Source organism: Streptomyces sp. NPDC058240 (genome assembly GCF_042882135.1).
Taxonomy (GTDB): Bacteria; Actinomycetota; Actinomycetes; order Streptomycetales; family Streptomycetaceae; genus Streptomyces.
In genome coordinates, this window is the sequence record NZ_JBHVWT010000008.1 from 33,960 (window position 1) to 59,896 (window position 25,937).

Genomic DNA, 25,937 nt, shown 5'->3' on the forward strand with positions numbered 1-25,937 from the left:
TGGGTCAGTACGCCGGATGTTGACGGTGCGTCAGTCCGTCAGCAGCTTGTTGCGCAGTGCGGCCACCGTCGCGTCGTCGAGCTTGAGGCCCTCGCGTATGTAGGTGTCGAAGTCGCCGTACAGATGGTCCACCTCGTCGAACGCCGCGCGCAGCCAGCTCAGTTCGACGGCCTTCGGGTTGCCCAGGTAGTCGTTGCTGGCGAGGAAGTCCGCCTCGACGGTCTCGCGCGGGACGCCGAGCAGGGTGAGCAGGACGGCCGTGCTCCAACCGGTGCGGTCCTTGCCCGAGCTGCAGTGGAAGACCGTCGCACCGGAGTCGTTCGTCGCGACGGCCGTGAGCAGGTCGCGGAAGGCGTAGTCGGCGCCCACGAAGTTGACCATGAACGGGTAGCCGATGGACTGGCCGAGGTCGGACGAGCCGGAGAACAGCCCGGCCGCGATGGCCTCGGCCAGTGTCATCAGGGCCGAGTCGTGGAAGCGGACGCCGTGGCTGAGCGACACCACGTCGGCGACCTGGTACTTCACACCGGCGGGCACCCGGTCCGGGTCGTCGTGCCGCTCCACCGCGTTGCGCAGGTCCACGTCGAGGGTGAGGCGCTGGGCGAGCAGGCGCTGCTGCTCGGCGTCGGTGAGGCTGTTGATCTTGTTGGAGCGGTAGACGAGACCGGGGCGCACCCAGCGTCCGTCGGTGGTGCGGTAGCCGCCGATGTCCCGGAAGTTGCGGGCGGACTCGATCCCGAGCGAGCGTTCGGCGACGACGAGCGGGGAGCCGCTGTCCGGCACCAGCCGGAAGTACCAGCGTCCCGTGTCGGCGAGGGTTCCGGCGGGGACGGTCAGCGAACCGGTGCCGGGGGCGGTGCCCACCGGGGTGCCGGTGGTGGTGTCGGGGGAGGTGACGGCGGTGACGGTCACCGAACCGGCGGCGGAGGACCAGGAGAGCGTGTAACCGCCGCCGGCGGCGCGCCGGGCGGTGGCCGCGGTGAACGGCACGGCGGCGGCCCGCGTGGTGGCCCCGGCGCTCGCCGCGGGTGCGTCGGCGGGGGTGGCGGCGAGGGCGGGCGGGACCAGGACCGTACCGGCGAGCAGGACGGCCGCGACGGCTGCCTGGGTGATGCGGTGCGTGCGCATGGTGCTCCTTGTCTGCATCCCTGTCGGGGAGTGGGGGGTGTCAGGAGGTGGGGGCGGCGGTGCACGGCATGGTGCCGCAGACATTGATGACACGGCCGGTGGTCAGGAAGGTGGCCTTCTGCTGACGGGCGGCCGACGAATTGCGGGGGTCCGAGTGCGGGTCGTGGCCGTACTGCGGCCCGGCGGGCGGGGTGTTGGTCAGCGGCGGGGTGGGTGTGCCGCTGTCCCACACCGTCATCGCGGAGCCCCGGTACGGCAGTCGGTCGGGTGCGAGGGTCCCGATGCCCCAGTAGGGGACGGTGTCCGGGCTGCGGCCCGGTGCGAGCGCGGGGGTGGTCAGCCGGGCGCCGATGGTGCGCGCCTCCACGTCGGCCGCCGCGTTCGCGACCTGGTGGTCCCCGTACGCGATGTGCATCAGTACCTGATGGCGGTCGGTGAGGTGGTTCGCGTACGCGTCGGTCTCGCCGCGGTCCCACACCATCTGGAACAGCTGGAGGACGATCTGCTGGCGCAGCTTGTCCGGGTAGGAGACGTCCAGGACCTGCTGGAACGGTGCGAAGTCGACGCTGCGGTCGAGGAGCAGGCCGTAGTTCATGCCGGTGACGCCGAGGACCCCGCGCCGGATGTCGGGGGAGGCGGCGATCAGGGCCCCGCCGAGGATTCCGCCCTGGCTGTTCCCGTCGTACCCGATGCCGTGCCGGATGTCGACGAGCGGGCGGCCGTTCGCGTCGCGGAAGGCCGCGTCGGTGGTCAGCCCGTCGGCGTGGATCAGGGCGCGGGCGAGGAAGAGGGCGTTCAGCATGCCCTGCTCGCTGCGTTCGGGAACGGCGGGGAAGAGGTTCGGGTCGGCGAGCGCGCCGAGCACCACGGGGATGTCCTCCTCGGCCATCCCGATCCAGTCCGTCGCGCAGAACGTGAAGTCGTGCTCGGCCGCCATCGCCTTGACGTTGCCCGCGCCGACCTCGGAGCGGCGGCCGAGGAGGCCGTGCCCGTAGAGGGCGGGGTGCGAGGGGGCGCGGAAGGCGGAGTGCGGTATCTCGCAGCGGAACGTGGCGAGTCGGGTGCTTCCCGGGAGCCGCCGGGGCAGGCCGTCACGGCCGCGGTGCAGTACGGAGCCGGGCGGACCGCCGGGCAGGTCCAGATAGCCGGGCACGCTGATCTCACCGGTGACTTCACGGGCGATCCGGGGGTCCTGATCGGCCGTGAAGTCGGTGACACCGGTGACGGCGAACGCGGGCGAACGGCCGCCGAGACGGCGGAACGCGTCGTCGCGGACGGTGAAGAGATCGCCGGTGAGACTGCGGGTGCTCGCGACGGTGAAGTCCCAGGCGAGGTACAGCCCTTCGGTCCGTACTCCGGCCCTGTGCAACGCCTTCAGGGCCGGGCGCAGCCGTTGCTGACGGGTGCGCAGCGGATGCCCGGCGGGCAGCGGCTTCCCGGCGACGGCGGCGAACGGCGCGGCGGCCGGGATCGTGTGCCCCGACCCGTCCTTGAGGTTTCTCAGCGCGACGGCGTAGTGGTGGCCGTCGCGGAAGTTGCGCGCGGGATGGATCAGCAGGGCCCGGCGCGCGGGGTCGGTGGCGTTGGCGTCCGCTTCGGCCCAGTACGGCCACCGCTCCCCGGTCCGGGTGTCCAGCAGTACGACGGGGGCGTCCGGGGCGAGGGAGCGGCCGATGTCGGTGAGCGGGGCGGTGCCGGTCGCCGCCGGGTCGAGGCCGGGGACGTGCGCGATCAGCGTCGAGCCGGGGGAGAAGCCGTCGGACCGGTTCCAGGCCGTCGGGTCGACGGGCTGGCCGGCCGTGGCGCGCGGCAGCGTGGTGGCGCCGAAGGACACCCGGCGGCCGGTGTCGGTGGCCGGGTCGGGCCGGGTGTACCAGTCATTCGGGAACGGCAGCAGGCACTCGACGGGCGCCAGCGGGTCGCAGCCGGTCCCGGACTGCCCGGCGGCCCGTGCCGCGGGGGCGTCCGGGACGAGCACGGCGGCGGCGCAGAGCGCCGCCGCCAGTACCCCGCGCAGCAGGCGGTGGCGCAACGGGGTCAGCTCCCCTGGAGGTGCGCGCCGATGATGGCGGCGTAGTTCGTCTCGCCGTTCCGGTTGGGGTGCAGCGGGGCGGCGGCCGCGGTCGGCACGTAGCCCTCGACCCACTTGTCCGACGGGGCCTGGCAGGAGTCGTGCCCCTTGCTGGGCGTGGCGAGATCGATGTACTCGGCGCCGTGCGCCGCGCTCTGCTCGGCGATCACCGCGTTCATCCGGTCGACGCTGCCCTGGAGGAAGTCGGCGTCCACCGGGAGGACCGGCTGCAGCGGCCAGCAGCCGCCGGGCTTGATGTAGAGGCCGTAACCCGTGACGATCACCCGGGCGTGCGGCGAGCGCTGGTGGATCGAATCCAGCACGACCCCCAGCTTCGGCGCGAACTCCGCGATGCGCTGACCCACCTGGTCCACGCCGCCCTCGTTGTACTTCTCCTTGCACGGGGTGGCGTTCGGGTCGAGGGTGGTGCACTTCTGCGCGATGCCGACCAGACCGGCGTCGTTGCCGCCGATGGTCAGCGTCACCAGGTCGGTGTCCGGGCGCAGCGCGTCGAACTGGGGCGGGGCCGAACCCATCGGGATGTCGAGCAGGGACAGCGACTGCTTCTCGGTCATGTGCTTGGACGCGGCACCGCTGCAGGTGACGTCGCGCAGCGACGCGCCGAGGCGCTCGGCGAGCTCGTGCGGGTAGTTGTGCGTCGAGCGACCGCAGGCCACCGGCCCCGTGATGTCCGGAATGAGCGGCCCGGAGGCCATCGAGTCGCCGAGCGCGACATAGGACGTGGTGCCGTCCTCGGCGGCGGCGGATGCCGGAACCGCGCCGGTTCCCACGGCCAGACCGGCCAGGGCGAGTGCGCCCACGGCACTCCTGACGGTTCGACAGAAGCCCTTGTGCTGCGGAAAGTTCACGGAATCCTCCGACGGTGGGGGCGTGCGTGGATGGCGTGTGACGCCGGTCATCATGCAGACTCAAGTGCCGTCGTTTAACTGGTGGGTAACGCAGACTTCTGCGGGGGAACTTGTGACGCGTGACAATCGGCCGCTCGTCATCACGGGGGAGCACGGTGTCCCGGGACGGCCGCAGGACCGGCCGCTGTCCATCGCCGGGCGCCCGGTGGCCGCGCAGCTGCGCGCCCGTGTCCCGGCCCTGACCGGCCGTGTCGTCGCCCGGCTCCTGGCCGATCTGCCGGTCTACGCCGAACTGCCGCACGAGGAGATCTCCGGCGACATCGCCGACATCGTCCAGCACAATCTGCGGCTCTTCGCCGACGTCGTCGAGCACCGCCGCCCCGCCACCGACGCCGAACTCGACCAGCAGCGCGACTCCGCCGCCCAGCGCGCCGAGGAGGGCGTGCCGCTGGACGCGATCCTCACCGCCTACCAGGTCGGCACGGCGATGTGCTGGCAGGAGACCGCGAAGGGGGCGCTGCCCGGCGATCTCCCCACCGTCCTGGAGATCGTGGAGCGCATCATGGTCCTCCAGCAGCAGCTGACCTCCGCCGTCAGCAGCGCGTACCTGGAGGCCCGGCAGATCCTCGACAGCCAGGAACACGGCGGCCGGCACGCCCTGATGGCCGCCCTGCTGACCGGTGAACCCCTGGACCGCTTCACCCATCGCACCGGACTGCGCCCGGCCGCCCGGTACCTCACGATGACGCTCGCGCTGGCCCCGCACCCCGACGAGCTGGGCCAGTCACCGGGGCCGGGCGCCGGTGTGGCGGCCCGGCGCAAGATCCGGCGCGTCCGCACGGCCCTCGACCACTTCGCCGGTACGCCGGTGCTCACCGCCCTCGACGCCTCCGGCGGCACGGTGCTGCTGCCGGCCGCCGAGCCACCGCCGCCGTGGCGCGGACCGGGGGGTCTGTGCGCACTGATCGAGGAGGCGGCCCGTGCGGCCGGTGTGCCCATCACCGCCGCCGCGGAGACCGCCGAACCGGAGGCGGTGCCGGCGGCCGTGGCCCGTAACGCCGAGATCGTCGATCTGGTCGCCGGTACGGGCCGGCCTCCCGGCCTGTACCGGCTGGCCGATGTCCTGCTGGAGTATCAGCTCAGCCGGCCCAGCGAGGCCCTGCACGGGCTCGCGCAACTGCTGGGGCCGCTGGAGGTGAAGCCGGAGCTGCTGCGCACCCTGGAGACCTATCTCGAACTGGGCCTGGACCGGCGGGCCACCGCCGCCGCCCTGCACATCCACCCCAACACCGTCGACTACCGCATACGCCGCATCGACCGGCTGACCGGCCTCTCCCCGGCCCGCCCGGCCGACCTCCAGCACATCAGCGCGGCACTGGTCGCCCGTCGCTCGGTGTGAACGGGAAGCGGAGTCCGGTGCCGGTCAGGGCTTCGCGGCCGGAACCACCGTCAACGGCCGGTCGTTTGTCCGTACATGAGCGGACAACTGGTGCGTGAGGGTTATTCAGGAACGGGCCCCGGCGCGATCACGCCGGACGGCTGCGCGGTCGAGCTGTACCGACGGCTGCCCGTCGGCGACGAACCGGAGGTGATCGCGGCCGCGGTGCCCGCCGGGGCGAGCATTCTGGAGCTGGGCTGCGGCGCGGGCCGGGTGACCCATCCGCTGATCGAGCGCGGCTTCGAGGTCACCGCCGTGGACGAGTCGGCGCAGATGCTGGAGCACATCCGGGGTGCCCGCACCGTGCAGAGCCCCATCGAGTCGCTGGACCTCGGCGAGGAGAGGTTCGACGTGGTGATGCTGGCGTCGTTCCTGGTGCACGCGAGCGAGGACCGGGTGCGTGACGGGTTGCTGCGGGCCTGCCGGAAGCACGTCAAGGACGGCGGCGTCGTACTCATCCAGCGCGAGGGCGCCGACTACCACACGAATCTGCCGCGGGAGAGGTCGTATCCGAGCGGACACACCGTACGGATCGTCTCGGCGGAGCCCGTGGGGAACGGGGTGGACTCGATACATGTCGAGTACGTCTTCGACGACGCGCGATGGACCCAGACGTTCCTGTCGCGGGAGCTGTCGAAGGAACAGTTCGAGGGGCACCTGGAGGCAGCGGGCCTGACCGTCGACCGGTATCTCACGGACGACGGGATCTGGGTGCGCGCCGTGCCCGAACAGCCTCGGAACGAAGTGCCGTCGCGGGCCGGTGGGCCGTGCTGATCGCGGCGGCCGGTCAGTGGACCGTGGTGTAGCTGCGCCACGGCAGGGCGGAGGTCCCGTTGACATCGCTGAACGACCTCGGGAGGTAGGTCGTGCCCGGACCGGTGCAGTCGCGCGTGCGGTACAGGATGATGTCGACCAGGGTGCCGTTGTCCACCGCCTTGGCGCCCGCCGGGGCGAGCCGGTGGCAGCCCTTCACGGATGGGCTGTTGACCATGATCACGGCGTCCCGCTCCGTCGTGTAGGTGATCGGCCCGACCGCGGTCCGGCCGAGGCCGGAACAGCCTGCGACGGTGAGGGTCAGGAGCGCGGTCCCGGCTGCGATGCCGAGACGGCGGCGTCGATGGGCGATCACGGGCATGGGCGGGTCCTCGTCTGTCTCGTCCGGCTCGTCGCACCGGCACCGGTGCTGCGTATGCCACGGAGTACGTGCTGACGCTGGTCACCCTGCCCCTTCCCCGGCGCCCCGGCATCCGGTGCGCGGCCGGGCGGGGGACAGCCATGACGGCACGGGGCCGATCCGTGTTCATATTGATTGATACTGGGCATACCGTGGTAATAGCGTCTGATTCATTCGATTCAGGCAGTACTGGGTATTTCCGGCTTTCAGGGGGCCGTCATGGTCCAGGAGCTCGTGATCGCGATAGTGGCGGCGGCCTCGGCGGGCGCGCTGTACACGGTGGCGGCGGCCAAGGTCGTCAAGCAGTACGAGCGGGGCGTCGTGCTGAGGCTCGGCAGGCTCCGCAACGACGTACGGGGGCCCGGCTTCACCATGGTGCTCCCCGGCGTCGAGCGGCTGCGCAAGGTCAACATGCAGATCGTGACGATGCCGGTGCCGGCGCAGGACGGGATCACCCGTGACAACGTCACGGTCCGGGTGGACGCGGTCATCTACTTCAAGGTCGTCGACGCGGCGAGCGCCGTGATCCAGGTCGAGGACTACCGGTTCGCGGTGTCGCAGATGGCCCAGACCTCACTGCGGTCGATCATCGGCAAGAGCGATCTGGACGATCTGCTGTCCAACCGCGAGAAGCTGAACCAGGGCCTTGAGCTGATGATCGACAGTCCCGCGGTCGGATGGGGTGTGCAGATCGACCGGGTGGAGATCAAGGACGTGTCGCTGCCGGAGACGATGAAGCGCTCCATGGCCCGCCAGGCCGAGGCCGACCGTGAGCGGCGTGCCCGGGTCATCAACGCGGACGCCGAGCTGCAGGCATCGAAGAAGCTCGCCGAGGCGGCGAAGGAGATGTCCGCCCAGCCGGCCGCGCTCCAGCTGCGCCTGTTGCAGACGGTGGTGGCGGTCGCGGCGGAGAAGAACTCCACGCTGGTGCTGCCGTTCCCGGTGGAGCTGCTCCGCTTCCTGGAGCGGGCGCAGCAGCCCGTGCAGCAGCAGATGACGCCGCCACCGCAGGCGGTCCAGCCGCAGCAGCCGACGCAGCCGCCGCGCCCCGCACAGCCGCAGCGCCCCGCGCAGGCCCAGCGCCCCGCGTCGGCCCAGCCGCGGCCGCAGCGGCCGCCGGCCGTGGCACCCCCGCCCATGCCCGCGCCCCCGACCGCTGTTCCCGCACGGCCCTCCCCTTCGAAGCCGCTGGCCAAGCACTGAGGCGCACCGCCCGTTCATCGTTTCCCGCCTCGGTCCGGCAGGCACGGACCGAGGTGTTCCATATCGTGCCTGACCTGCTGAAATACGGCCGGGCGACCGGCTGTCAGACCCCCCGCCTAGACTCGCAGGAGTCATGAGGATCAAGGCGATCAAGAGGACCGGGGCGGGAGGGGAGCGGGACCGATGACCACGGCACAACAGCAGCAGGACGCCTCCGCTGCCCGTCTCCTGCGCTGTGCCACCGTGTTCCTGCCCGCACCGCTGCCGCGGGGCGGGAGCGTCGCCTTCTGGGATCCCGACGGCGGCCCCCTCCCGGAGCCGGGCGAGGTCTGCGGACACCCCGTGGACCCGGGAAGCCCCGCACCCGGTGCGCGTACGGCCGAGATCACCGTCGTCCGCCGGCACGGGCAGGGGGACGACGTCCGCAGGCGTACGGTGCCCGCGGTCCTGCTGCCCGTCGCCGATGCGCTGCCGTTGCTGGTCAGGGCCCGGCAGCAGGAGTCCGCCCACCCCGCCACGCGATGCTGGGGCGCCGCCGCGCTCCACGCGCTCAACCTCGCGGCGCGCGGCAGACTGCTCCCCGGCCTGACGGGCGACGACCACGACGCCTGGCGGGCCGGGCCGCGCGACGCCGAGGACATCGCCCATCTCCGGGCGATCGCCGCCGCCATGCCGGTCGAGGGGCACGCGGTCCCGCTGCCGGATCGCACACCGCTCCGGCTCCCCGACCCCGAGTGGCTGCTCGGGTCGTTCCTCGACGCGGTCGCCGACACCCTGCCCCGTACGCCCGCCGCGGCGTACGCGATGGGGGCCCCCTTCGCGGCCCGCGAGGCCCAGCACCTGCCGGGGGTCCGCGACTGGGCGGTCGAGGTCGCGGCCGGGCTCGACGCGGGCGTACGGGTGTCGCTGCGCCTCGACCTGTCGGCGTACGAACTCTTCGACACGGCCGATACGTACGACACCTCCGACGCCACCGGTTCCGCAGGGATCGATGCCACCGGTCCCGGCGGCCGCACCGGAGGCGCCGCGCGGCACGCCGCCGCGGCCATCACCCAGGTGCACAGCCTCGCCGACCCGACCTACGTCACCGACGCCGCCGCGCTGTGGAACGGCGGAGCGGGCGAGCCGTTCGGCCCGCGGGCCGAGGTCGACACCGTGCTCGCCCTGCGCCGCGCCGCCCGCGTCTGGGCGCCGCTGGAGCGCTTGCTGGACCAGCCGGTGCCCGATGTGCTCGCCCTGGTGGAGGACGAGCTGTACGAGCTGCTCGGCGACGCCGGAGCCCGGCTGGCGGCGGCCGGAGTGAGCGTTCACTGGCCCAGGGAGCTAGTCCGCTCGCTCACCGCCTCCGCCGTCGTGCGGCCCGCGCCCGGCTCGGCCACCGACGGCACCTCGTTCTTCGACGCCGAGCAGCTCTTCGCCTTCGACTGGCAGCTCTCGCTGGGCGACGAGCAGCTCACCGAGGCGGAGATGGACATCCTCGCGGAGGCCCACCGGCCGGTGGTGCGCCTGCGGGACCAGTGGGTCGTCGTCGACCCCGCGCTCGTACGCAAGGCACGCAAGCGGGAGCTCGGCCTGCTCGATCCGGTCGACGCCCTCGCCGTCGCCCTGACCGGCACCGCCGAGGTCGACGGCGAACAGGTCGAGGCCGTGCCCGTCGGGGCGCTGGCCGCACTCCGCGCGCGCATCACCGCCGACCACACCGCCATCGCCCCGCCGCCCGGCCTCGACGCCACGCTCCGCGACTACCAGCTGCGCGGCCTGGCCTGGCTGGACCGGATGACCTCGCTCGGCCTCGGCGGCTGCCTCGCGGACGACATGGGCCTGGGCAAGACGATCACCCTCATCGCCCTCCATCTGCACCGCGCCCATCCCGCGCCCACCCTGGTGATCTGCCCCGCCTCCCTCCTGGGCAACTGGCACCGGGAGATCAACCGCTTCGCCCCCGGTGTCCCCGTGCGCCGCTTCCACGGCACCGACCGCACACTCGCCGAGCCCGACGGCGGCTTCGTCCTCACCACGTACGGCACGATGCGTTCCAGCGCCGCCCAACTGGCCGGCCACAGCTGGGGACTGATCGTCGCCGACGAGGCCCAGCACGTGAAGAACCCGCAGTCCTCCACGGCGAAGGCGCTGCGCACCATCCCGGCCCCGGCCAGAGTCGCCCTCACCGGCACCCCGGTGGAGAACAACCTCTCCGAGCTGTGGGCCCTGCTCGACTGGACCACTCCCGGTCTGCTCGGCCCCCTCAAGGCCTTCCGCGCCCGGCACGCCCGTATCGTCGAGAACACCGGTACGGCTGCCGGGCTCGCCAACGACGAAGCGGTCGAACGGCTCTCCCGCCTGGTCCGGCCCTTTCTCCTGCGCCGCAAGAAGTCCGACCCGGGCATCGCCCCCGAACTGCCGCCCAAGACGGAGACCGACCACCCCGTCTTCCTCACCCGCGAGCAGGTCACGCTCTACGAGGCGGCGGTCCGCGAGACGATGGCGTTCATCGAGGCCTCGGAGGGCATCGCCCGGCGCGGCCTGATCATGAAGCTGCTGGCCTCGCTCAAGCAGATCTGCAACCACCCCGCGCAGTATCTGAAGGAGGAGCCGACCCGCCTCGTCGGCCGTTCCGGAAAGCTCGCCCTGCTCGACGAACTCCTCGACACGATCCTCGCCGAGGACGGCTCCGTCCTCATCTTCACCCAGTACGTGACCATGGCCAGGCTGCTCTCCGCCCACCTCGCCTCGCGTGCCATCCCCTCCCAGCTCCTGCACGGCGGTACGCCCGTCGCCGAGCGGGAACGGATGGTGGACCGCTTCCAGTCCGGCGAGGTCCCGGTCTTCCTGCTCTCCCTCAAGGCCGCAGGCACCGGACTCAATCTCACCAGGGCCGCCCACGTCATCCACTACGACCGCTGGTGGAACCCGGCCGTCGAGGAACAGGCCACGGACCGGGCGTACCGCATCGGCCAGACGCAGCCCGTGCAGGTTCACCGGCTGATCGCGGAAGGCACCGTCGAGGACCGGATCGGCGAGCTGCTGGAGGCGAAGCGCGCCCTGGCCGACACGGTCCTCGGGACCGGCGAGACCGCGCTGACCGAGCTCAGCGACCGCGACCTGGCCGATCTCGTCTCGCTCCGGAGGCCGGCATGAGACCCCGCCCGCACAGCGGTCACGACCCCCGTCCCGCCGCCCGCCCGCGCCCCGGCCCCGACGACCTGCGGCGCACCTTCGAGGCCGTACCGCCCCGCACCTCCGACGGCGACGAACCCTTCGCGGACAGCTGGTGGGGCCGTGCCTGGGTGGCCGCCCTGGAATCCCTCTCGATGGACGAGGGCCGGCTCTCCCGCGGCCGTACGTACGCCGACAGCGGCAAGGTCGCCGCGATCACCGTCACCCCCGGACGGGTCGTCGCCTACGTCCACGGCAGCCGCCCCCGTCCCTACCGCTGCGAACTGCGGCTGCGGACCCTCGCCGACCCCGGCTGGGACACCTTTCTCGACGCCGTCGCGGCCCGGCCCGGCCACCTCGCCGCGCTGCTCACCAAGGAGATGCCGCACTCGCTGGCCGACGCGGCGGCCGAGGCCGGCATCGGGCTGCTGCCCGCCGCGGGAGACCTCGACCCCGGCTGCTCCTGCCCGGACCACGGCTGGCCCTGCAAGCACGTGGCCGCGCTCTGCTACCAGATGGCGCGGCTCCTGGACACCGACCCGTTCGTCCTTCTGCTGCTGCGCGGCCGGGGCGAACGGGAGCTCCTCGAAGAGCTGGGCCGCCGCAACGCCGCACATTCCGCCCGGGAACGTCCCACGGCCCCCGCCGCCCCCTCCGTACCGGCCCGCGAAGCCCTCGCCGACCGCTATCTTCCGCCGCTCCCCGCCCCACTGCCGGTGCTGCCGCATCCCGCACAGCCACCCTCGTACCCGAGCCTGCCCGGGGCGCGCGACCCGCTCGCCCTCGACCACCTCGCCACGGACGCGGCGGCCCGCGCGCACGCGCTCCTCACCACCGGCCGCGACCCGCTCGCCGGACTCACCCCCTGGCAGGACGCGGTACGGCTGGCCGCGTCCCGTCCCACCGCCGGGCTCACCGCCACCACCCGCGCCCTCTACCGCGAGCTGGCGTACGCCACCGGCCGCACCACCACCGACCTGGCGCGGGCGGTCGCGGCCTGGCGCCAGGGCGGCGCCGGAGGGCTCGCCGTCCTCGAAACCCCCTGGGATCCCCCGGCCGGCCCCTTCGACCGGGCCCGCCCCGCACTCTCGGCAGCCGGCTTCCCCCGCTTCCAGCCCCGGCGCAACCACCTCACACACCCCGGCGGCACACTCCAGCTCCGCTTCGGCCACGACGGCCGTTGGTACGGCTACGAATCCGAGCCGGGCGAGGACGACTGGTGGCCCCGCGCGACCCCGGACACCGACCCGGTGAGCGCGCTCATGGAGCTCAGCGGGGGCTGAATCCGACCGGGCCGTTCAGGGCTCAGTAGCTCTGCAGACAGACGAAGAGAACGATCAGGAGCACGGCGACGATCGGCAGCACGATCAGCCGGGCCTTGCGGAACCCCTCGTTCTCCTGGTCGGACCGGCCCCGGTCGGCGCCGTGCACCGACGTCAGATGCTCCCAGGCCATGTCGGTGATCCTCTTCGTCGTCAGCAGCGAAGGCGACCAGTCGCAGTGTGCGCAGACCACGAAGTCGCGGTACGGGTCGTACCGGAAGTCCCGCTCGATATTGACCGTGAACACCTGGCCGTCCGGCGTCGTGGCCGTGAAGTGACGAACTGGCGTGCCCATGTGGATCGTTCCCCGTCCCGTGCGTGTGCCCGGTCCGGTACCCGGCCGCGGCACAGTACCCGAACGGACCGCTCCCGCTCCCGGCACCGTCAGCGAGGCAGTACGGCATCGACGACATCCCGGGCGAAGTCCGGCGGTACCGGTTCGCGGCGGAGCAGCACCCGCATCCAGACGGCCCCCGCGATCAGGTCCAGCAACGGCATCGGGTCGGTGTCCACGGGGAGTTCGCCGCGGGCGGCGGCGCGGGTGAAGACCGGCTGTTCACGGGAGAAGCGATCGGCGAAGAAGTCGCGGGTGAGCGCGGCGAGTCGGTGACCGTGGCGGGAGTTCACGCGCTGGCGCACCGGATCAACCGGCCGCGCGGGCGCAGGGCCCGCGCGGCGGTGTGACCGGGCGGTGGCCGGGTGTCAGAAGTCGGCGGTCGTGCGCTCCTCGAGCCGGGCCACCGAGTCCTGGGCGTAGGCCTTCTCGTAGGCGTCGCGGATCCGCTCGATCCGGGCGTCGCGCACACGGGCCTCGGACGCGGGGTAGAGCAGGGTCAGTTCGTAGCTGCGCTCCCGTTCGATGACTCCGTTGGAGTCCCGCCACTGCCCCCGGCCGTCCTGGATGGTCAGTCCGTTCGGGAAGCGCGGTGTGACCTCCTCGTCGATGAAGGCCAGGAATTGACGATCGGTCACATCGGGGCCGCCGTCGGGGCGTTCGGTGCCGAAGAACAGCCGGGTCTCGATGTAGGCCTTCCCGCGCGAGGTGAGGGCCGACGCCGTGGACCGCGAGGCCGCGGGGGCTTCGTCGCCGAGTGTGGCGTACGCGACGGGCGTTCCCACGGTCAGTACGGCCAGGGCGGTGGCCGTCGCGGTGAGCGCGGTGTGCTTCTTGGGGCCGGTGAGGCCCTTCGGGACGGCGAAACGGGGGAGACGAGGCAAGGCAAGGACCTTCGTTCGGCGCCTGGAAGAGGCGGTGACGGGTGGTGTCCGGACGCGGCTGGGGGAGAGCCCCGCGAGGACGGAGTCCGTGCGCGAGCGGGGAGCCTGCGGGCCGGTGGTGCGGATGCGCGGGCCTCACTGTGACAAGCGGTCCCCGCCGGACAGCGGCAGGGACATGGGCATCCGGCGGAAACCACCCGTACGGGTCGGTCCGGGGCACTCTCGAAATCCCGCTGCGCCCCGCGGCCCAGGCCGTCAGAATCACCCTCATGCCCGCGGAGATCAGCCGGATCAATCCGGAGAAGCTGCACCCCACACCCGGCTATCACCACATCACCGTCGTGGAGGCGGGCCGGACCGCCCATCTGGCCGGGCAGTGCCCGCTCGACGGATCGGGCGCCCTGGTGGGCCCGGGTGATCTCGATGCCCAGATCGACCAGGTCGCGGCCAACGCCCTCGTCGCCCTCGCGGCCGTGGGGGCCGGACCGGAGCGGGTCGTCCGGTCGGTGATCTACGTGGTCGGCGACGACGTCACGGTCCTGGGGGCCGCCTGGCGCCGGCTCACCGGCTCGGTCATCGGGCCCGCATTCACCACCGCGAGCACCCTCCTCGGAGTCGTGCGGCTCGGCTTCCCCGGACAGCTGATCGAGGTCGACCTCACCGCGGCACTGCCCGCCTGACATCCGAGGGGCGGGCCATCCGAAAAATCGTTTGTCCAGGCCGACTTGACGTTGCTAGCTTCCTCGACGTGGCGAAACTCAACCAGATCATCGCAGTGGAGAAGGGCGTCAAGTCCAAGGCTCACCAGGACCTGACGGCGGCGCATCACGGCCTCCAGAAGACCGGCCTGCTGGCCGGGATCTCCCGGACGTACCAGCCGAAGGACGAGGAGGGCGAGCAGCTGCCGCCCGAGTCGACGCTGGTGCAGATCAAGGCCGAGGACGTGTTGCGGGAGACCGCGGCGACCCTGACCCGGCTCTTCGATGTGACCGCCACGAAGGACTGGGCCAACTGCACGGCCCGCGCGGACGTGAAGGTCGACGGACGGGTGCTCGTGAGCGAGGTGCCGGTCTCGTATCTGCTCTTCCTGGAGAAGCAGCTGACGGACCTCAACACCTTTGTCCGCAAGCTTCCGGTGCTCGACGCCGCGGAGGCATGGACCCAGGACCCGTCGACGGACTCCTGGAAGACCGATCCGGTGCGGACCCTCCGTACGAAGAAGGTGCCCCGCAACCACGTGAAGGCGGAGGCCACCGACAAGCACCCGGCGCAGGTCGAGGTGTACTACGAGGACATCCCGATCGGGTACTGGACGACGGTGAAGTTCTCCGGCGCCCTTCCCGCGCGGCGCGTCAACGAGCTGCTGGACCGGGTGGAGAAGCTCCAGCAGGCCGTGAAGTACGCCCGCGAGGAGGCCAACGGCGTGGACGTCACGGACCAGCGGGTGGGTGATGCGGTATTCGGTTACCTCTTCGGGTGACCGACCATTGATTCCCCGGCCGACTCATTTCGGCCGGGGTGCGCGAGGAGCGCAAGCTGAAACTGAAGCTTGTCGTGACGACGCGGTTCCAGTGGAGGTTCGAGTCCTCCCCCCGGCATTCCGTGCCTCCCGCACAGGAACGGGCCGGGGTGGCCCAAATGGTAGAGGCAGACCGCGATCAATCTCAGACTCTTGCTCCAGACTCAGCATGCGCCACCCATCGCCGAATCGAACGGGCCCGTGCCCATGGGCGTCGAGATGCCGGTTCGACTCCGGCCCGCAGAGCTTCGATCTGCGGTCGTCTAAAGGCAGGACGCGGCGACATAAACCTGACACGGGTCCTTAAAAGTGTCGGCGTGCCGTATGGGTGGCACACCAGGGCTCGGGGGTCGGCTACGCCCCCGGGCCCGCTCCCGTCTCCGGCGACGTGCGGCTCGATCCCGCGACGCGCCGTTCAGACGCTCGCGGGCAGCGACACCCCGCGCCCCGCGAAGAAGCGCTCGAAGTCGGGCAGCGCGAGCTCCGCGGCCCGCGTTCCCGCCGTCGTGCCCGACGGGTTGTGGAAGTGGACGCCCGTGCCGTCGGCCGTACGGGACGTCAGCAGCACCAGATGCCCGCCCCGCCCGGGAGCCGGCCGCCCGGGGTACCGGATGCCGTAGTGCACCGAGGCCATCACCGTCCGGCCGCCGTCCAGCAGGCCGAGGATCTCCTCCGGCGCGAGATGGCGGTGCACCCTGGCGTCCACACCGTGCACCTCGCGTGCGTACTCGGCGAAGGGGGCGTAGATCAGACCCCAAATCTCGCCCTGCGCGTCCTCCGCGTACGCGCCGTACCGGAGCGCCCCGTCGCGCAGCGCGAACAGGGACGGGGCCCCGGCGCCGAGTGCCATGCGCAGGCAGGTCATACCGCACAGATGACCCGACCAGCGCGCGTACTCGGCCGGTGACGCCGCCCCCGACTCCGCCCAGGCCGGGTCGGAGGCCGGATCGAGTCCGTCCTCCACGATCGGGCCGACGAGCCCGGACGAGGCGAACTGGGTATGGACGGGAAAGCGGCAGGTGGAGCAGGTCACCGGGGGCATCCGATCACTGGCGGTATCCGGTCAGGAAGCGGCCGATGCGGCTGATCGCCGCGTCGAGATCGTCAGCGTACGGGAGTGTGAGGATCCGGAAGTGGTCGGGCCGCGGCCAGTTGAAGCCGGTGCCCTGCACGACCTGGATCTTCTCCCGCAGCAGCAGATCCAGCACGAACTTCTCGTCGTCGACGATGCGATGCACCTTCGGGTCGAGGCGCGGGAACGCGTACAGCGCGCCCTTCGGCTTCACGCACGACACCCCCGGGATCTCGTTCAGCTTCTCCCAGGCCCGGTTGCGCTGCTCGTACAGTCTGCCGCCCGGCGCGACCAGCTCCCGGATCGACTGCCGGCCGCCGAGCGCGGCCTGAATGGCGTACTGCGCGGGCGCGTTGGGGCACAGGCGCATGGAGGCGAGCGTGGTCAGCCCCTCCAGATAGTTGCGGGCGTGCTGCTGCGGGCCGGAGACCACCATCCAGCCGGAGCGGAAGCCCGCCACGCGGTACGTCTTCGACAGGCCGCTGAAGGTGAGGCAGACCAGGTCGGGGGCGAGGGCCGCCACGCTGTGGTGCTCGGCGTCGTCGTACAGGATCTGGTCGTAGATCTCGTCGGCGAACACCATCAGGCCGTGCCTGCGCGCCAGGTCGAGGATGCCTTCGAGGATCTCGCGCGGGTAGACGGCGCCGGTCGGATTGTTCGGGTTGATGATCACGACGGCCTTGGTGCGGTCGGTGATCTTCGAAGCCATGTCGGCGAGGTCCGGGTTCCAGTCCGACGCCTCGTCGCAGGTGTAGTGCACGGACTTGCCGCCCGCGAGGGTCACCACCGCGGTCCACAGCGGGTAGTCGGGGGACGGGACGAGCACCTCGTCGCCGTCCTCCAGCAGCGCCTGGACGGCCATCGAGATCAGCTCGGAGACACCGTTGCCGAGGAAGATGTCGTCGACCCCGACGTCCGCCAGCCCCATCGCCTGGTAGCGCTGCGCCACTGCCCGGCGGGCGGACAGGATGCCGCGCGAATCCGTGTAGCCGTGGGCCTGCGGAAGCATCCGGATCATGTCCTGGACGACCTCCTCCGGCGCCTCGAAACCGAAGAGCGCGGGGTTGCCCGTGTTGAGCCGGAGCACGCTGTGGCCCGCCTCCTCCAGGGCGTTGGCGTGCTCGATGACCGGGCCCCGGATCTCGTAACAGACCTCGTTGAGCTTGCTGGACTGCCGGAATTCCATGCGGTGGCCTCCCCGACCTGATTGCGATACTTGGTTTTACCAAGCTCGGGCTTGGAAAGTCCAACAACATGTCTAGACTGCGTCGCATGCCACGTCAGCAACAGCCCGCAACGCGCCCGGTCCACCGCCGGAGCTACGACCAGTTCTGCGCCACCGCACGGGCCCTCGATTCCGTGGGCGACCGGTGGACCCTGCTGATCGTCCGTGAACTGCTGGCGGGCCCCCGCCGCTACACCGACCTCCACGCCGACCTGCCGGGCGTCAGTACGGACGTGCTCGCCTCCCGGCTCAGGGACATGGAGCAGAGCGGCCTCGCCACCCGCCGCCGGCTCCCGCCGCCCGCCGCCGCCTCGGTCTACGAACTGACCGGCCGCGGCCACGGTCTGATGCCGGTGCTCGCCGCGCTCGCGGAGTGGGGTGCGCCCGAGCTCGCCGAACGGCGGCCCACCGACGCGGTGCGGGCCCACTGGTTCGCCCTCCCGCTGCTGCGTGCGCTGGACGGGCTGACCCACGCCGGGGTCGTCGAAGCGCACCTGGAAGAGGGCGAGTTCCACGTGCGCGCCGGTGGTGCGGAGGACGGGGCGGCGGTCTACGGGGATGGCCCCGCCGCCCGCGCCGATGCCCGTATCGCACTCGACGTCGAGGTCTGCCTGGAGCTCGCGCAGGGCGGTCTGACCCTCGCCGAGGCCGTCAAGGGCGGGCGCGTCGAGGTGTCGGGCGACGGGCCGCTCGCCGCCGAGCTGCGCGGCCAGTGACGGAGCGGCCCGAAGGCTCCCCGCGCCGACTTCCTCGGGGACCGTGGGAGTTGATCGGCCCGGGGCGATCTCCGGGCGCCGACGCGGTTGGCCGGTCGTCAGTTGGCGAGCGTCTCCCCGTACGCCCCGAAGCCGGAGATCACCAGCCCGTCGCGGAAGGTCAGCACCTCGCTGACCCGGCCGCCGATCTGGTTGCGGTAGTCGATCACCAGGGCGTGGACGCTCACCCGGACGTCCACCAGCTCGAACCGCAGCTCGGGGATGCGCTCCAGGCCCGTCGCCCAGTACGCCCGCAGCGCCTCCTTGCCGTGCACCGTGCCGGACGCGTCGCCGGTCATCTGCGCGATCACGGGTGAACTGAATGTCACGTCGTCGTGATAGTGCGTCAGAATGCGGTCCAGGTCATGGGAGTTCCAGCCGTCCAGCCACTCGGCGGCGAACGCGCGGGCGAATTCGAGGTCCATGGGGGCGATCGTAGGAGGCGGACCCGCCGGGAACGGAGCATTCTTCTGACGAGGGGAGAGAGGCCATGAATGCGGAGGGCCCCCGGGACCGGACGAGCGCGTGTGAACTCGACCCGGTGCGCCGCGCCGCGTTCGCACAGGACCTGACGAGGGCGCTCACCGCGCACTGCCCCGGTTCGCGGGCGGAGCTGCGGGGCTCGCTCGCCCGCGGAACAGCGGACGCGTACAGCGACATCGACATCGCCTGGATCGTGCCCGGCGACCGGTTCGACACCTGCCTCGCCGCCGTCCCGGGCGTGCTCGAAACGGTTTCGCCCCTGGACTCCCTGCGTACCGATCCCGAGTCGCGGAACTCCCGTGAGCGGCGGCTGCTCTTCGCCGCCTTCCGCGGGCTTCCGCTGTTCTGGCGCGTGGACCTGGAGATCAGGGCGTCACCGGGCTCCCACCGGTCCGGCCACGGCCAGGACGTCCCTGGGACGGACGGCGACGACTGGTCGCGGTCGGCGAGCGCGCTGGCCAACGCGGTCGCCGCGACGAAGGCCGTACTGCGCGGACAGCCGCAGAACGCCCAGGGGCTGCTGGAGCGCGGCCTGCGGCGCATCGACGCGCCGGACAGCGTGTCCGGACGGTGGTTCGACGACATCCGCCGGCTCGCCGATACGGCGGCCGACAGTGAACCCGGCCTGCGCCCGCTCGCCGACCGTGTACTGCGCCTCGCCGAGGGCCACCGGGCACAGCTCATGTGGTGGACGTTCCCCGCCGACGTACGCGAGCGGGTCGACGCGCTGGTCCTGGCGGGCCGGACCGTCCAGGCCGTCCACGCGATGCGGGAGTGCGGCATCGAGCCCCGTCCGGAGCTGCACACATGCGTGGATGTGCTCGAAGGGCGCCACCGCGTGCTCGCGGATCGCATGCCGCCACCGCTCCGCCACGACGTGGACACCCTGGCCGCCGCTGTCGGCGCCCTGCCCCGTGGCCGTCGAGGCGGTCTGGGACGGCGACACCCGGGGCTGGATCGTGGTGCTGACCGCGGTCCTGGCCCGGCCGTGGGAGGGCGTCGCCCTGGCCGGCTTCCGGATCGGCGCGGCGGGTACCGGCGAGGCGGAGCGGACGGGACGGGAGCTGGCGGAGCGGCTCGGCGTCCCGTTCCGCTTCGCCGGCCCCGACGAACCCGACGAGGACGCCTTCCGGTGGTGGGACGGCCGGCACTGAGCACCGGAGCCGGGGCGATGATGGTCGGGTGCGATTCGAAGCGATCACCTGGGAGCGGCTGGCCGAAGCCTTCGCCGCACGTGCCGACGCCCTCGAACCCGCCGACGGCGGGCCCTGGCTGAAGGTCGCCGTCGACGGTGCTCCTGCGGCCCGTACCAGGGAGCCGGCCGAGTGCGTCGCACAGGCGTTGCGGGTCCGGGGCCGTGCGGTGCTGGTCGTGTCCACCCAGGGATTCCTGCGGCCGGCGAGTCTCCGGTACGAGTACGGCAAGGAGGACCCCGACTCGTACTATGACAGCTGGTTCGACACGGGCGCGCTGTGGCGCGAGGTCTTCGGGCCGCTGGAGGCCGGCGGGAGCGGGCGGGTGCTGACCGATCTCTGGGATCCGGTGACCGACCGGGCCACGCGCAGCCCGTACCGGCCGCTGCCCGAGGGCGGAGTGCTGGTGATGCACGGCCCGTTGTTGCTGGGGCACTGGTTCCCGTTCGATCTGAGTGTCCATCTGCGGTTGTCGCCGGGCGCGCTGCGGCGGCGCACCGAGGAGGGCGAGCGCTGGACGCTGCCCGCTTTCGCGCGGTACGAGGGCGAGGCGGCGCCCGGCGACCGGGCGGACGCGGTCGTGCGGGCCGACGATCCGCTGCACCCGGCCTGGACCGGGTGGGGCGGGTCGGCGACTTGACGGTGTGCTCAGGGCCGGGGCGGCGAACCGATGGTGTGGTACGGGGCCGGGGCGGCGACCTGACGTCCTGGTCAGGGGCCGGGGCGGCCGCCCACGGTGGTGACCGCCTCCGCCCCCGCCCGGCATCCCGCCGCCGCGGCCGAGGCGTCGTCCGCCCCCGCCAGGTGCGCCGCGAGGAATCCGCCGGTGAACGCGTCGCCCGCCCCGGTCGAGTCCACCGCTCCGCGCACCTGAACGGCCGGGACGCGCCGGGTCACCGCGCCCCCGGCGGCAAGCAGCGCCCCGCCCTCGCCGAGCGTGACGACCACCCGGCCCGCCTGGAGGCTCAACTTGGCCGCGGCGTCCGCCGGTTCGGGCAGTCCGGTGAGCAGCCGGGCCTCGTCCGCGTTGGGCAGCAGCAGATCGACGCCCTCCACGGCGGTCAGGAACCGGTCGGCGCCCAGCTCGGCGAGGAAACCGGCCGAGGCCGGGTCGACGCTCACCGGGATCCGTCGCCGCCGCGCCTCCCGCAGGGCGAGCAGGGCCGTCGCACGGCTCGTCGAGGCGAAGAGCAGATAGCCGGAGAGGTGGAGATGGGCGATGCCGTCCAGCATCGACGGTGACCAGTCGTCGGGGGAGAGGCGGAGCACGGCGCCGCTGTCGGTGAGGAAGGTGCGCTCGGCGGCGGAGTCGACGAGCGCGACGACGGTGGCGGTCGGCGCGTCGTCGTCCACGGCCAGCAGGCAGCGCACCCCCGCCCGCCGCAGTGCGTCCCGGTGCCAGTCCGCGCTGTCGGCGCCGACCCTGGCCAGCAGCCGTACGTCGGCACATCCCGAACGGGCCGCCCAGCAGGCGACGTTGGCCCCCGCGCCGCCGGGCAGGGTGCGGATCCTGGCCGGGGTGTCCGTGCCGTGGACCAGCGCCGTTCCGTGCCGGGCCACCACGTCCGTGACCACGTCCCCGATGACGAGCAGACCGCCGTCGGTCATGCTCCGGCCGCCGGGTCCTGGGGCGTGGCGGCCCACGCGCCGGAGATCCGCGCGGCAAGCGATACGTTTCCGCGCACGGCCGCCAGATTGGCCTCCAGCGAAGCGCCCCCGGTTCCCCGCATCAGCCGGTCCAGCAGGAACGGTGTGACGGCCTGGCCCGCGATGCCGCGCTCCCGGCATTCCTCCAGGGCCTCGGCCAGCACGCGGTCGTGGAGCGCGGGATCCAACTGGTCCGCCACGGGCACGGGGTTGGCGACGATCAGCGCGGAACCGGGGCCGCCGAGCACGTCCTGGGCCCGCATCACCCCCGCGACCTCCTCGGGCGTCCGCACCGTCCAGTCGACCGGCTCGCCCGAACTGGTCAGATAGAAACCGGGGAAGCGGTCGGTGCCGTAGCCGAGCACTGCGACGCCGAGTGTCTCCAGGCGCTGCAGCGTGGCCGGGACGTCCAGGATCGACTTCACCCCCGCGCACACCACGGTGATGCCGGTCCGTGCGAGGAGCCGGAGATCGGCGGACTCGTCCTGGGTCCGGGTCCATTCCCGGTGTACGCCGCCGAGTCCGCCGGTCGCGAAGACTCGCAGGCCCGCGCGCGCGGCCAGGAACGCCGTCGCGGACACGGTCGTCGCCCCGCTCGCGCCCGTCGCCAGGGCCGGCGCGAGGTCCCGGTGCCCCAGCTTCCGCATCGCGGGGTCCGCGGCGACCCGCTCCAACTGGGCCTTGTCCAGGCCGATATGGGCCCTGCCGTCGAGCACGGCGATCGTCGCGGGTACCGCGCCCGCGGACCGTACGAGCCCTTCGAGCTCCTCGGCGACCCGCAGATTGCGGGGGCGCGGCAGACCGTGGGCGATGATCGTCGACTCCAGGGCCACGACGGGGTGGTGCGTGGCGAGGGCCGCCCGTACCTCGGGGGAGAGGGCGGGGTCGCAGGGATGTGCGCTGTGCGAGGCGTTGGATGACATGTCCACATCCCTGTCGCGGGCGCACCCGCCTCAAACGTGCGACCGGAGTGGCGGGTGCGTACGGGACGGGATCGAACGGGCCGGGTCCGTGCCGTCCCCTCCCGGCGCATCCTGCTGCGGAGTTGCTTTCCGGCGGTCGCTAAGGTGACCGGCCATGACCACATTTGATCAAGCTCCTGCCTCGTTCGCCGTGCACATTCCGGACGCCGAACTCGAACCGGAACCGCTCGACCCCGCGCAGATCGTCTCGGGCGAGCCCGTGGTGACCGGCAAGGTGCTCTGGGAGTCGCCCGACGGCAAGCAGGTGCGCGGGATCTGGCAGATCACGCCCGGCGTGGTCACGGACACCGAGGCCGACGAACTCTTCGTGGTCGTCAGCGGGCGCGCGACCGTCGCGGTCGAGGGCGGTGCGACGCTGGAGGTCGGCCCGGGGGACGCCGCCGTGCTGCGCGAGGGCGACCGTACGACGTGGACCGTGCACGAGACGCTGCGCAAGGCGTACCACATCAGCCTCTGAAGCCTCAGAAGCCTCAGAGGTCGCGTGGAGACGCCGGTGCCGCAGGCCGGGCGAGTGCCCGGCGCAGCGCCAGCGCCGCCATCGGCAGCAGCAGACATGCTCCGACCACGTTCAGCCAGCCGTAGCTCGCCCGCGCGACGATGACGCCGGCGACGGCTCCGCCGATGCCCGCCGCCGTGTTCATGGTCAGATCCGACAGACCCTGCACGGCGGCGCGGGCCGCCTGCGGCACGGAGTCGGTGAGCAGCGCCGAACCGGCGACCAGCCCCGCCGACCAGCCGAGACCGAGCGTGAAGAGACCGGCCGCCGTCTGCCCGTGGCTGGGGCCTGCGGTTCCGGCCAGCAGCGCGGCGCAGGAGAACAGCCCGACCGCCAGACCGATCACGGCGAGCCGGCCGAAGCGGTCCGACAGCCAGCCCATCACCGGGGAGAACGCGTACATCCCCGCGATGTGGCCGCTGATGACCAGGCCGATCAGCTGGAGACCGGCGCCGTGGTGGCCCAGATCGACCGGGGTCATCACCATGATCGAGACCATCGCGGTGTGCGAGACGGCCACCGTCACCAGCGCCAGTCGTGCCATCGGTGAGGCCCGGACCGCCGCGACTCCGGCACGCAGTGAACGGCCGGCCGGGGACCCGTCGCCCTGCGGCGCCAGCGCCCGCGCCGTGAGCAGCGGGTCCGGCCGCAGCAGCGCTCCGACCACCACGGCGGCCAGCAGGAAGATCCCGGCCGCGAAGACGAACGGACCCGCCTTCTCGGATATCGCGGTGCCGCGGAAGACATGGCCCACCGGGGCGGCGATGTTCGGCCCGAGGACGGAACCGATGGTGGTGGCCCAGATGACGGTGGAGATCGCCCGGCCGCGCCGGTCGGGCTCGGCCAGATCCGCGGCGGCGAACCGGGCCTGCAGATTGGCCGAGGACCCCGCACCGAACCCGGCCATGCCGAGCAGCAGCAACGGGAAACTCTCCACGAGGGTGGACAGGACCACGAGCCCCGCGCCGAGCGCACCGATCAGATACGCCAGTACCAGACCGGGGCGCCGGCCGCGCGCGGTCATCAGCGCGGCCAGCGGCAGCGAGAGCAGCGCGGTCCCGGTCACCGAAGCGGTCGGGGCCAGACCGGACAGCGCCTCGGAGCCGCTCACCTCCGTGGCCAGCACGGGGGCCAGGGCGATACCGATGGGCACGCCGAGGCCGCCGAGTATCTGGCTGCCGATGAGCACCGCCGACGTTCTGCGCCGCAGACCGGGAAGCTCGGCCGCCGAGACCCGGGCGGCGGGGTGGCCGGGCCCGGTGGGGGTGTCAGGTGCGTCAAGGGTGTTGGTCACTGGCGCAGTGTGCCAGTCCGTACACAGGTACGAAACCGGGTTCGGGACGGACATGGCCGGCACGCCCCGGCGCGCAGGAGTCCGGGATCGCCCCGGCGCGAGGACTCCGGCGACCGGCTCAGAACAGCGGCCGGGGCAGCACGCCCTCCAGCGCCAGCAGTTGCCGCTTGGTCTCGACACCCCCGCCGAAACCGCCGAGTCCGCCGTCGCTCTCCACCACCCGGTGGCACGGCACCACCACCGGCAGCGGATTGGACGCCATGGCCACCCCGACCGCCTGCGCGGCTCCCGGCTGCCCCAAGCGACCGGCGAGATCCCCGTATCCGACGACCGTCCCGTACGGCACGCCCGTCGCCAGCTCGCGGAGCACCTGGCGGTTGAAGCCGGAGGTCAGCGACCAGTCCAGGTCGAGCGAGAACTCCCGCGACGAGCCCGCGAAGTACGCCGCGAGCTGGCGTATCGGCTCGGCGAGCCGGGCGGAGCCGGGACTCTCCACCGGCTCCGCGCCGAGTCGCGTCCGCAGCTGCCCCACCGCCTTCTCCCGCACCTCGGGACGGGCGTGGAAGGCCACGCTCACCAGGCCCGTGCCGGTAGCGGCAAGGAGCAGCGGGCCGATGTCGCTCCCGACGACGGCCCACTCGACGACCCCGTTGCTGTTCATGGGAACCACCGTACGGCCGCCCACTGACAACCGGCCGCGGCCCCGGGTCAGCCCGTGGCCTCGCGCACCACGTCGGGGTTGTTGGTGATGATCCCGTCCACGCCGAGGCCCGCCACCTTCTGGGCGCTCGCCGCGTCGTTGACCGTCCAGGTGTTGACCCGGAGCTTCTTGCCGTGCGCGCCCTTCAGCGCGTGGACCGCGTTCACGTAGTCGGCCGAAATGGATGTGGAGGAGGGGTTGATCTGGTCGGTGAAGGCCGCGTACGACGGCAGATCGGCCACCGTGGGGGTGCCGAGGAAGCCCGTCGTGATGTCCGGGCGCAGCTGGTGCACCTTCTTCACGCTGTCCGCGCCGAAGCTCTGGATGACGAGCCGGTTCTTCACATGAGCGCGGTCGAGCCACCCCTTCTGGCGCAGCACCCGAAGGGTCTCCTTCTCGATGCCCGGGTAGATCTCGGGGCTCTTGATCTCCAGCAGCAGCTTCTGCCGGTTGCGCTCGATCCGGTCCAGGTACTGCTTGAGCGTGGGCACCCGGGTCCCGGCGAACTGCGGACCGAACCAGCTGCCCGCGTCCAGCCGGGCGATCTCCGCCGCCGTGAAGTCCTTGACCGCCCACGAGGTCCGGTCCGGGAAGACCTCCTCGACATCGGTGGTCCGCTTCAGATCGGTGTCGTGCACGACCACCAGCACGCCGTCCTTGGTGAACTGGACGTCGTTCTCCACCCAGTCGAAGCCGAGGGCGTCGGCCTTGTCGACGGCGGCCAGGGTGTTCTCCGGCGCATAGGCCGAAGCGCCCCGGTGGGCGAAGACGACGGGGGCGGTCCGCTTCGCGTCCGTGGTCCGGGCGCTCACCGTGCTGATGCCGGTGACCGCGGTCACGTGCCCGGCGCCGGCCGTGGCGCTGTCCGGGGTCCGCGTATCGGCGGTCGACATCAGAAAGGCGCCGGTACCCATCAGAGCGGCGGCGGCCAGAGCGGCGGTTGCGGTGCGTGCGTACACGTGTACTCCTTGCGTCAGAAGTTGCGGACGGG

General features: G+C 72.3%; 27 protein-coding genes and 1 pseudogene. 12 read left to right on the forward strand and 16 right to left on the reverse strand.

Features of this window, described 5'->3' with window-relative positions:
* Positions 1-30 precede the first annotated feature (30 nt).
* From ACFVX4_RS16415 to ACFVX4_RS16425, 3 genes are read right to left on the reverse strand one after another with little or no spacing between them, the layout of a single operon-like run.
* On the reverse strand, positions 31-1,128 hold the full coding sequence (locus ACFVX4_RS16415) for a tyrosine-protein phosphatase (protein ID WP_389977108.1): 1,098 nt from the start codon (positions 1,126-1,128) through the stop codon (positions 31-33).
* Positions 1,129-1,168: 40 nt separating this feature from the next.
* Positions 1,169-3,160 carry a hypothetical protein gene (locus tag ACFVX4_RS16420; RefSeq protein ID WP_389977111.1) on the reverse strand — a complete coding sequence of 664 codons (1,992 nt, stop codon included), beginning with the start codon at positions 3,158-3,160 and terminating at the stop codon, positions 1,169-1,171.
* Between the two features lie 5 nt (positions 3,161-3,165).
* A complete protein-coding gene (locus ACFVX4_RS16425) occupies positions 3,166-4,122 on the reverse strand; it encodes an SGNH/GDSL hydrolase family protein (RefSeq protein ID WP_389977114.1) in 957 nt (318 codons plus the stop codon).
* A 130-nt stretch (positions 4,123-4,252) separates the two neighbouring features.
* On the opposite strand from ACFVX4_RS16425, the gene ACFVX4_RS16430 reads away from it, so the two are divergent.
* Both ACFVX4_RS16430 and ACFVX4_RS16435 read left to right on the forward strand, forming a co-directional pair.
* Complete coding sequence (locus ACFVX4_RS16430) at positions 4,253-5,467, forward strand: PucR family transcriptional regulator (RefSeq protein WP_389977576.1); 1,215 nt, start codon at positions 4,253-4,255, stop codon at positions 5,465-5,467.
* Positions 5,468-5,542: 75 nt separating this feature from the next.
* Positions 5,543-6,280 (forward strand): class I SAM-dependent methyltransferase, encoded by a 738-nt coding sequence (locus ACFVX4_RS16435; protein ID WP_389977117.1) that lies wholly within the window; start codon positions 5,543-5,545, stop codon positions 6,278-6,280.
* Positions 6,281-6,293: 13 nt separating this feature from the next.
* Here the strand turns inward: ACFVX4_RS16435 and ACFVX4_RS16440 are convergent, their stop codons facing one another.
* The gene (locus ACFVX4_RS16440) at positions 6,294-6,641 is read right to left on the reverse strand and encodes a hypothetical protein (protein ID WP_389977120.1); all 348 of its coding nucleotides are present in this window, start codon (positions 6,639-6,641) and stop codon (positions 6,294-6,296) included.
* A gap of 258 nt (positions 6,642-6,899) precedes the next feature.
* Between ACFVX4_RS16440 and ACFVX4_RS16445 the strand changes: the two genes are divergently transcribed.
* From ACFVX4_RS16445 to ACFVX4_RS16455, 3 genes are all read left to right on the forward strand, one after another.
* Positions 6,900-7,883 carry a slipin family protein gene (locus ACFVX4_RS16445; RefSeq protein WP_389977123.1) on the forward strand — a complete coding sequence of 328 codons (984 nt, stop codon included), beginning with the start codon at positions 6,900-6,902 and terminating at the stop codon, positions 7,881-7,883.
* 183 nt (positions 7,884-8,066) lie between these two features.
* Positions 8,067-11,021 (forward strand): DEAD/DEAH box helicase, encoded by a 2,955-nt coding sequence (locus ACFVX4_RS16450; RefSeq protein ID WP_389977126.1) that lies wholly within the window; start codon positions 8,067-8,069, stop codon positions 11,019-11,021.
* Positions 11,018-12,322: an SWIM zinc finger family protein gene (locus ACFVX4_RS16455; RefSeq protein ID WP_389977129.1), complete on the forward strand. Its 1,305-nt coding sequence runs from the start codon at positions 11,018-11,020 to the stop codon at positions 12,320-12,322. Before ACFVX4_RS16450 ends, ACFVX4_RS16455 begins: the two co-directional genes overlap by 4 nt.
* A gap of 22 nt (positions 12,323-12,344) precedes the next feature.
* Here the strand turns inward: ACFVX4_RS16455 and ACFVX4_RS16460 are convergent, their stop codons facing one another.
* From ACFVX4_RS16460 to ACFVX4_RS16470, 3 genes are all read right to left on the reverse strand, one after another.
* Positions 12,345-12,656, reverse strand: coding sequence for a hypothetical protein (locus ACFVX4_RS16460; protein ID WP_389977131.1), 312 nt, complete (start codon positions 12,654-12,656; stop codon positions 12,345-12,347).
* 89 nt (positions 12,657-12,745) lie between these two features.
* Positions 12,746-12,988, reverse strand: a complete 243-nt coding sequence (locus ACFVX4_RS16465) for a TetR-like C-terminal domain-containing protein (RefSeq protein WP_389977134.1) — start codon at positions 12,986-12,988, stop codon at positions 12,746-12,748.
* Positions 12,989-13,063: 75 nt separating this feature from the next.
* Positions 13,064-13,579, reverse strand: a complete 516-nt coding sequence (locus ACFVX4_RS16470) for a DUF3574 domain-containing protein (protein WP_389977137.1) — start codon at positions 13,577-13,579, stop codon at positions 13,064-13,066.
* Between the two features lie 269 nt (positions 13,580-13,848).
* Between ACFVX4_RS16470 and ACFVX4_RS16475 the strand changes: the two genes are divergently transcribed.
* The 3 genes and pseudogenes from ACFVX4_RS16475 to ACFVX4_RS16485 all read left to right on the forward strand — a co-directional run bounded on the left by ACFVX4_RS16475 (position 13,849) and on the right by ACFVX4_RS16485 (position 15,177).
* Positions 13,849-14,259 (forward strand): RidA family protein, encoded by a 411-nt coding sequence (locus ACFVX4_RS16475; RefSeq protein ID WP_389977139.1) that lies wholly within the window; start codon positions 13,849-13,851, stop codon positions 14,257-14,259.
* Positions 14,260-14,327: 68 nt separating this feature from the next.
* On the forward strand, positions 14,328-15,059 hold the full coding sequence (locus tag ACFVX4_RS16480; protein WP_389977141.1) for a hypothetical protein: 732 nt from the start codon (positions 14,328-14,330) through the stop codon (positions 15,057-15,059).
* Between the two features lie 32 nt (positions 15,060-15,091).
* Positions 15,092-15,177: pseudogene (locus ACFVX4_RS16485) on the forward strand.
* 336 nt (positions 15,178-15,513) lie between these two features.
* Here ACFVX4_RS16485 and ACFVX4_RS16490 read toward each other — a convergent pair.
* Both ACFVX4_RS16490 and ACFVX4_RS16495 read right to left on the reverse strand, forming a co-directional pair.
* Positions 15,514-16,131, reverse strand: a complete 618-nt coding sequence (locus tag ACFVX4_RS16490) for a peptidase (RefSeq protein ID WP_389977144.1) — start codon at positions 16,129-16,131, stop codon at positions 15,514-15,516.
* Between the two features lie 13 nt (positions 16,132-16,144).
* Positions 16,145-17,356, reverse strand: coding sequence for a pyridoxal phosphate-dependent aminotransferase (locus tag ACFVX4_RS16495; RefSeq protein WP_389977147.1), 1,212 nt, complete (start codon positions 17,354-17,356; stop codon positions 16,145-16,147).
* Between the two features lie 86 nt (positions 17,357-17,442).
* On the opposite strand from ACFVX4_RS16495, the gene ACFVX4_RS16500 reads away from it, so the two are divergent.
* Positions 17,443-18,111: a winged helix-turn-helix transcriptional regulator gene (locus tag ACFVX4_RS16500; RefSeq protein WP_389977150.1), complete on the forward strand. Its 669-nt coding sequence runs from the start codon at positions 17,443-17,445 to the stop codon at positions 18,109-18,111.
* A 98-nt stretch (positions 18,112-18,209) separates the two neighbouring features.
* Here the strand turns inward: ACFVX4_RS16500 and ACFVX4_RS16505 are convergent, their stop codons facing one another.
* Positions 18,210-18,575: a nuclear transport factor 2 family protein gene (locus ACFVX4_RS16505; RefSeq protein WP_389977153.1), complete on the reverse strand. Its 366-nt coding sequence runs from the start codon at positions 18,573-18,575 to the stop codon at positions 18,210-18,212.
* A 431-nt stretch (positions 18,576-19,006) separates the two neighbouring features.
* Entirely contained in the window at positions 19,007-19,579 is a 573-nt protein-coding gene (locus ACFVX4_RS16510; protein ID WP_389977155.1) for a hypothetical protein, read from the reverse strand.
* Here ACFVX4_RS16510 and ACFVX4_RS16515 point away from each other — a divergent pair.
* Positions 19,548-19,787, forward strand: coding sequence for a hypothetical protein (locus ACFVX4_RS16515; protein ID WP_389977158.1), 240 nt, complete (start codon positions 19,548-19,550; stop codon positions 19,785-19,787). The genes ACFVX4_RS16510 and ACFVX4_RS16515 overlap by 32 nt on opposite strands.
* 28 nt (positions 19,788-19,815) lie before the next feature.
* On the forward strand, positions 19,816-20,466 hold the full coding sequence (locus ACFVX4_RS16520) for a uridine kinase (protein ID WP_389977159.1): 651 nt from the start codon (positions 19,816-19,818) through the stop codon (positions 20,464-20,466).
* Positions 20,467-20,537: 71 nt separating this feature from the next.
* On the opposite strand, the gene ACFVX4_RS16525 is transcribed toward ACFVX4_RS16520, so the two are convergent.
* Together ACFVX4_RS16525 and ACFVX4_RS16530 are read right to left on the reverse strand one after the other, a co-directional pair.
* Entirely contained in the window at positions 20,538-21,434 is an 897-nt protein-coding gene (locus tag ACFVX4_RS16525) for a carbohydrate kinase family protein (protein WP_389977162.1), read from the reverse strand.
* Entirely contained in the window at positions 21,431-22,396 is a 966-nt protein-coding gene (locus ACFVX4_RS16530) for a pseudouridine-5'-phosphate glycosidase (protein WP_389977165.1), read from the reverse strand. Before ACFVX4_RS16530 ends, ACFVX4_RS16525 begins: the two co-directional genes overlap by 4 nt.
* Before the next feature lie 154 nt (positions 22,397-22,550).
* On the opposite strand from ACFVX4_RS16530, the gene ACFVX4_RS16535 reads away from it, so the two are divergent.
* Positions 22,551-22,913 carry a cupin domain-containing protein gene (locus ACFVX4_RS16535; RefSeq protein ID WP_266420857.1) on the forward strand — a complete coding sequence of 121 codons (363 nt, stop codon included), beginning with the start codon at positions 22,551-22,553 and terminating at the stop codon, positions 22,911-22,913.
* Between the two features lie 13 nt (positions 22,914-22,926).
* On the opposite strand, the gene ACFVX4_RS16540 is transcribed toward ACFVX4_RS16535, so the two are convergent.
* The 3 genes from ACFVX4_RS16540 to ACFVX4_RS16550 all read right to left on the reverse strand — a co-directional run bounded on the left by ACFVX4_RS16540 (position 22,927) and on the right by ACFVX4_RS16550 (position 25,905).
* Positions 22,927-24,246, reverse strand: coding sequence for an MFS transporter (locus tag ACFVX4_RS16540; RefSeq protein WP_389977168.1), 1,320 nt, complete (start codon positions 24,244-24,246; stop codon positions 22,927-22,929).
* Between the two features lie 118 nt (positions 24,247-24,364).
* A complete protein-coding gene (locus tag ACFVX4_RS16545) occupies positions 24,365-24,907 on the reverse strand; it encodes a methylated-DNA--[protein]-cysteine S-methyltransferase (protein WP_389977171.1) in 543 nt (180 codons plus the stop codon).
* Positions 24,908-24,954: 47 nt separating this feature from the next.
* Complete coding sequence (locus tag ACFVX4_RS16550) at positions 24,955-25,905, reverse strand: glycerophosphodiester phosphodiesterase (protein ID WP_389977174.1); 951 nt, start codon at positions 25,903-25,905, stop codon at positions 24,955-24,957.
* Between the last annotated feature and the right edge of the window lie 32 nt (positions 25,906-25,937).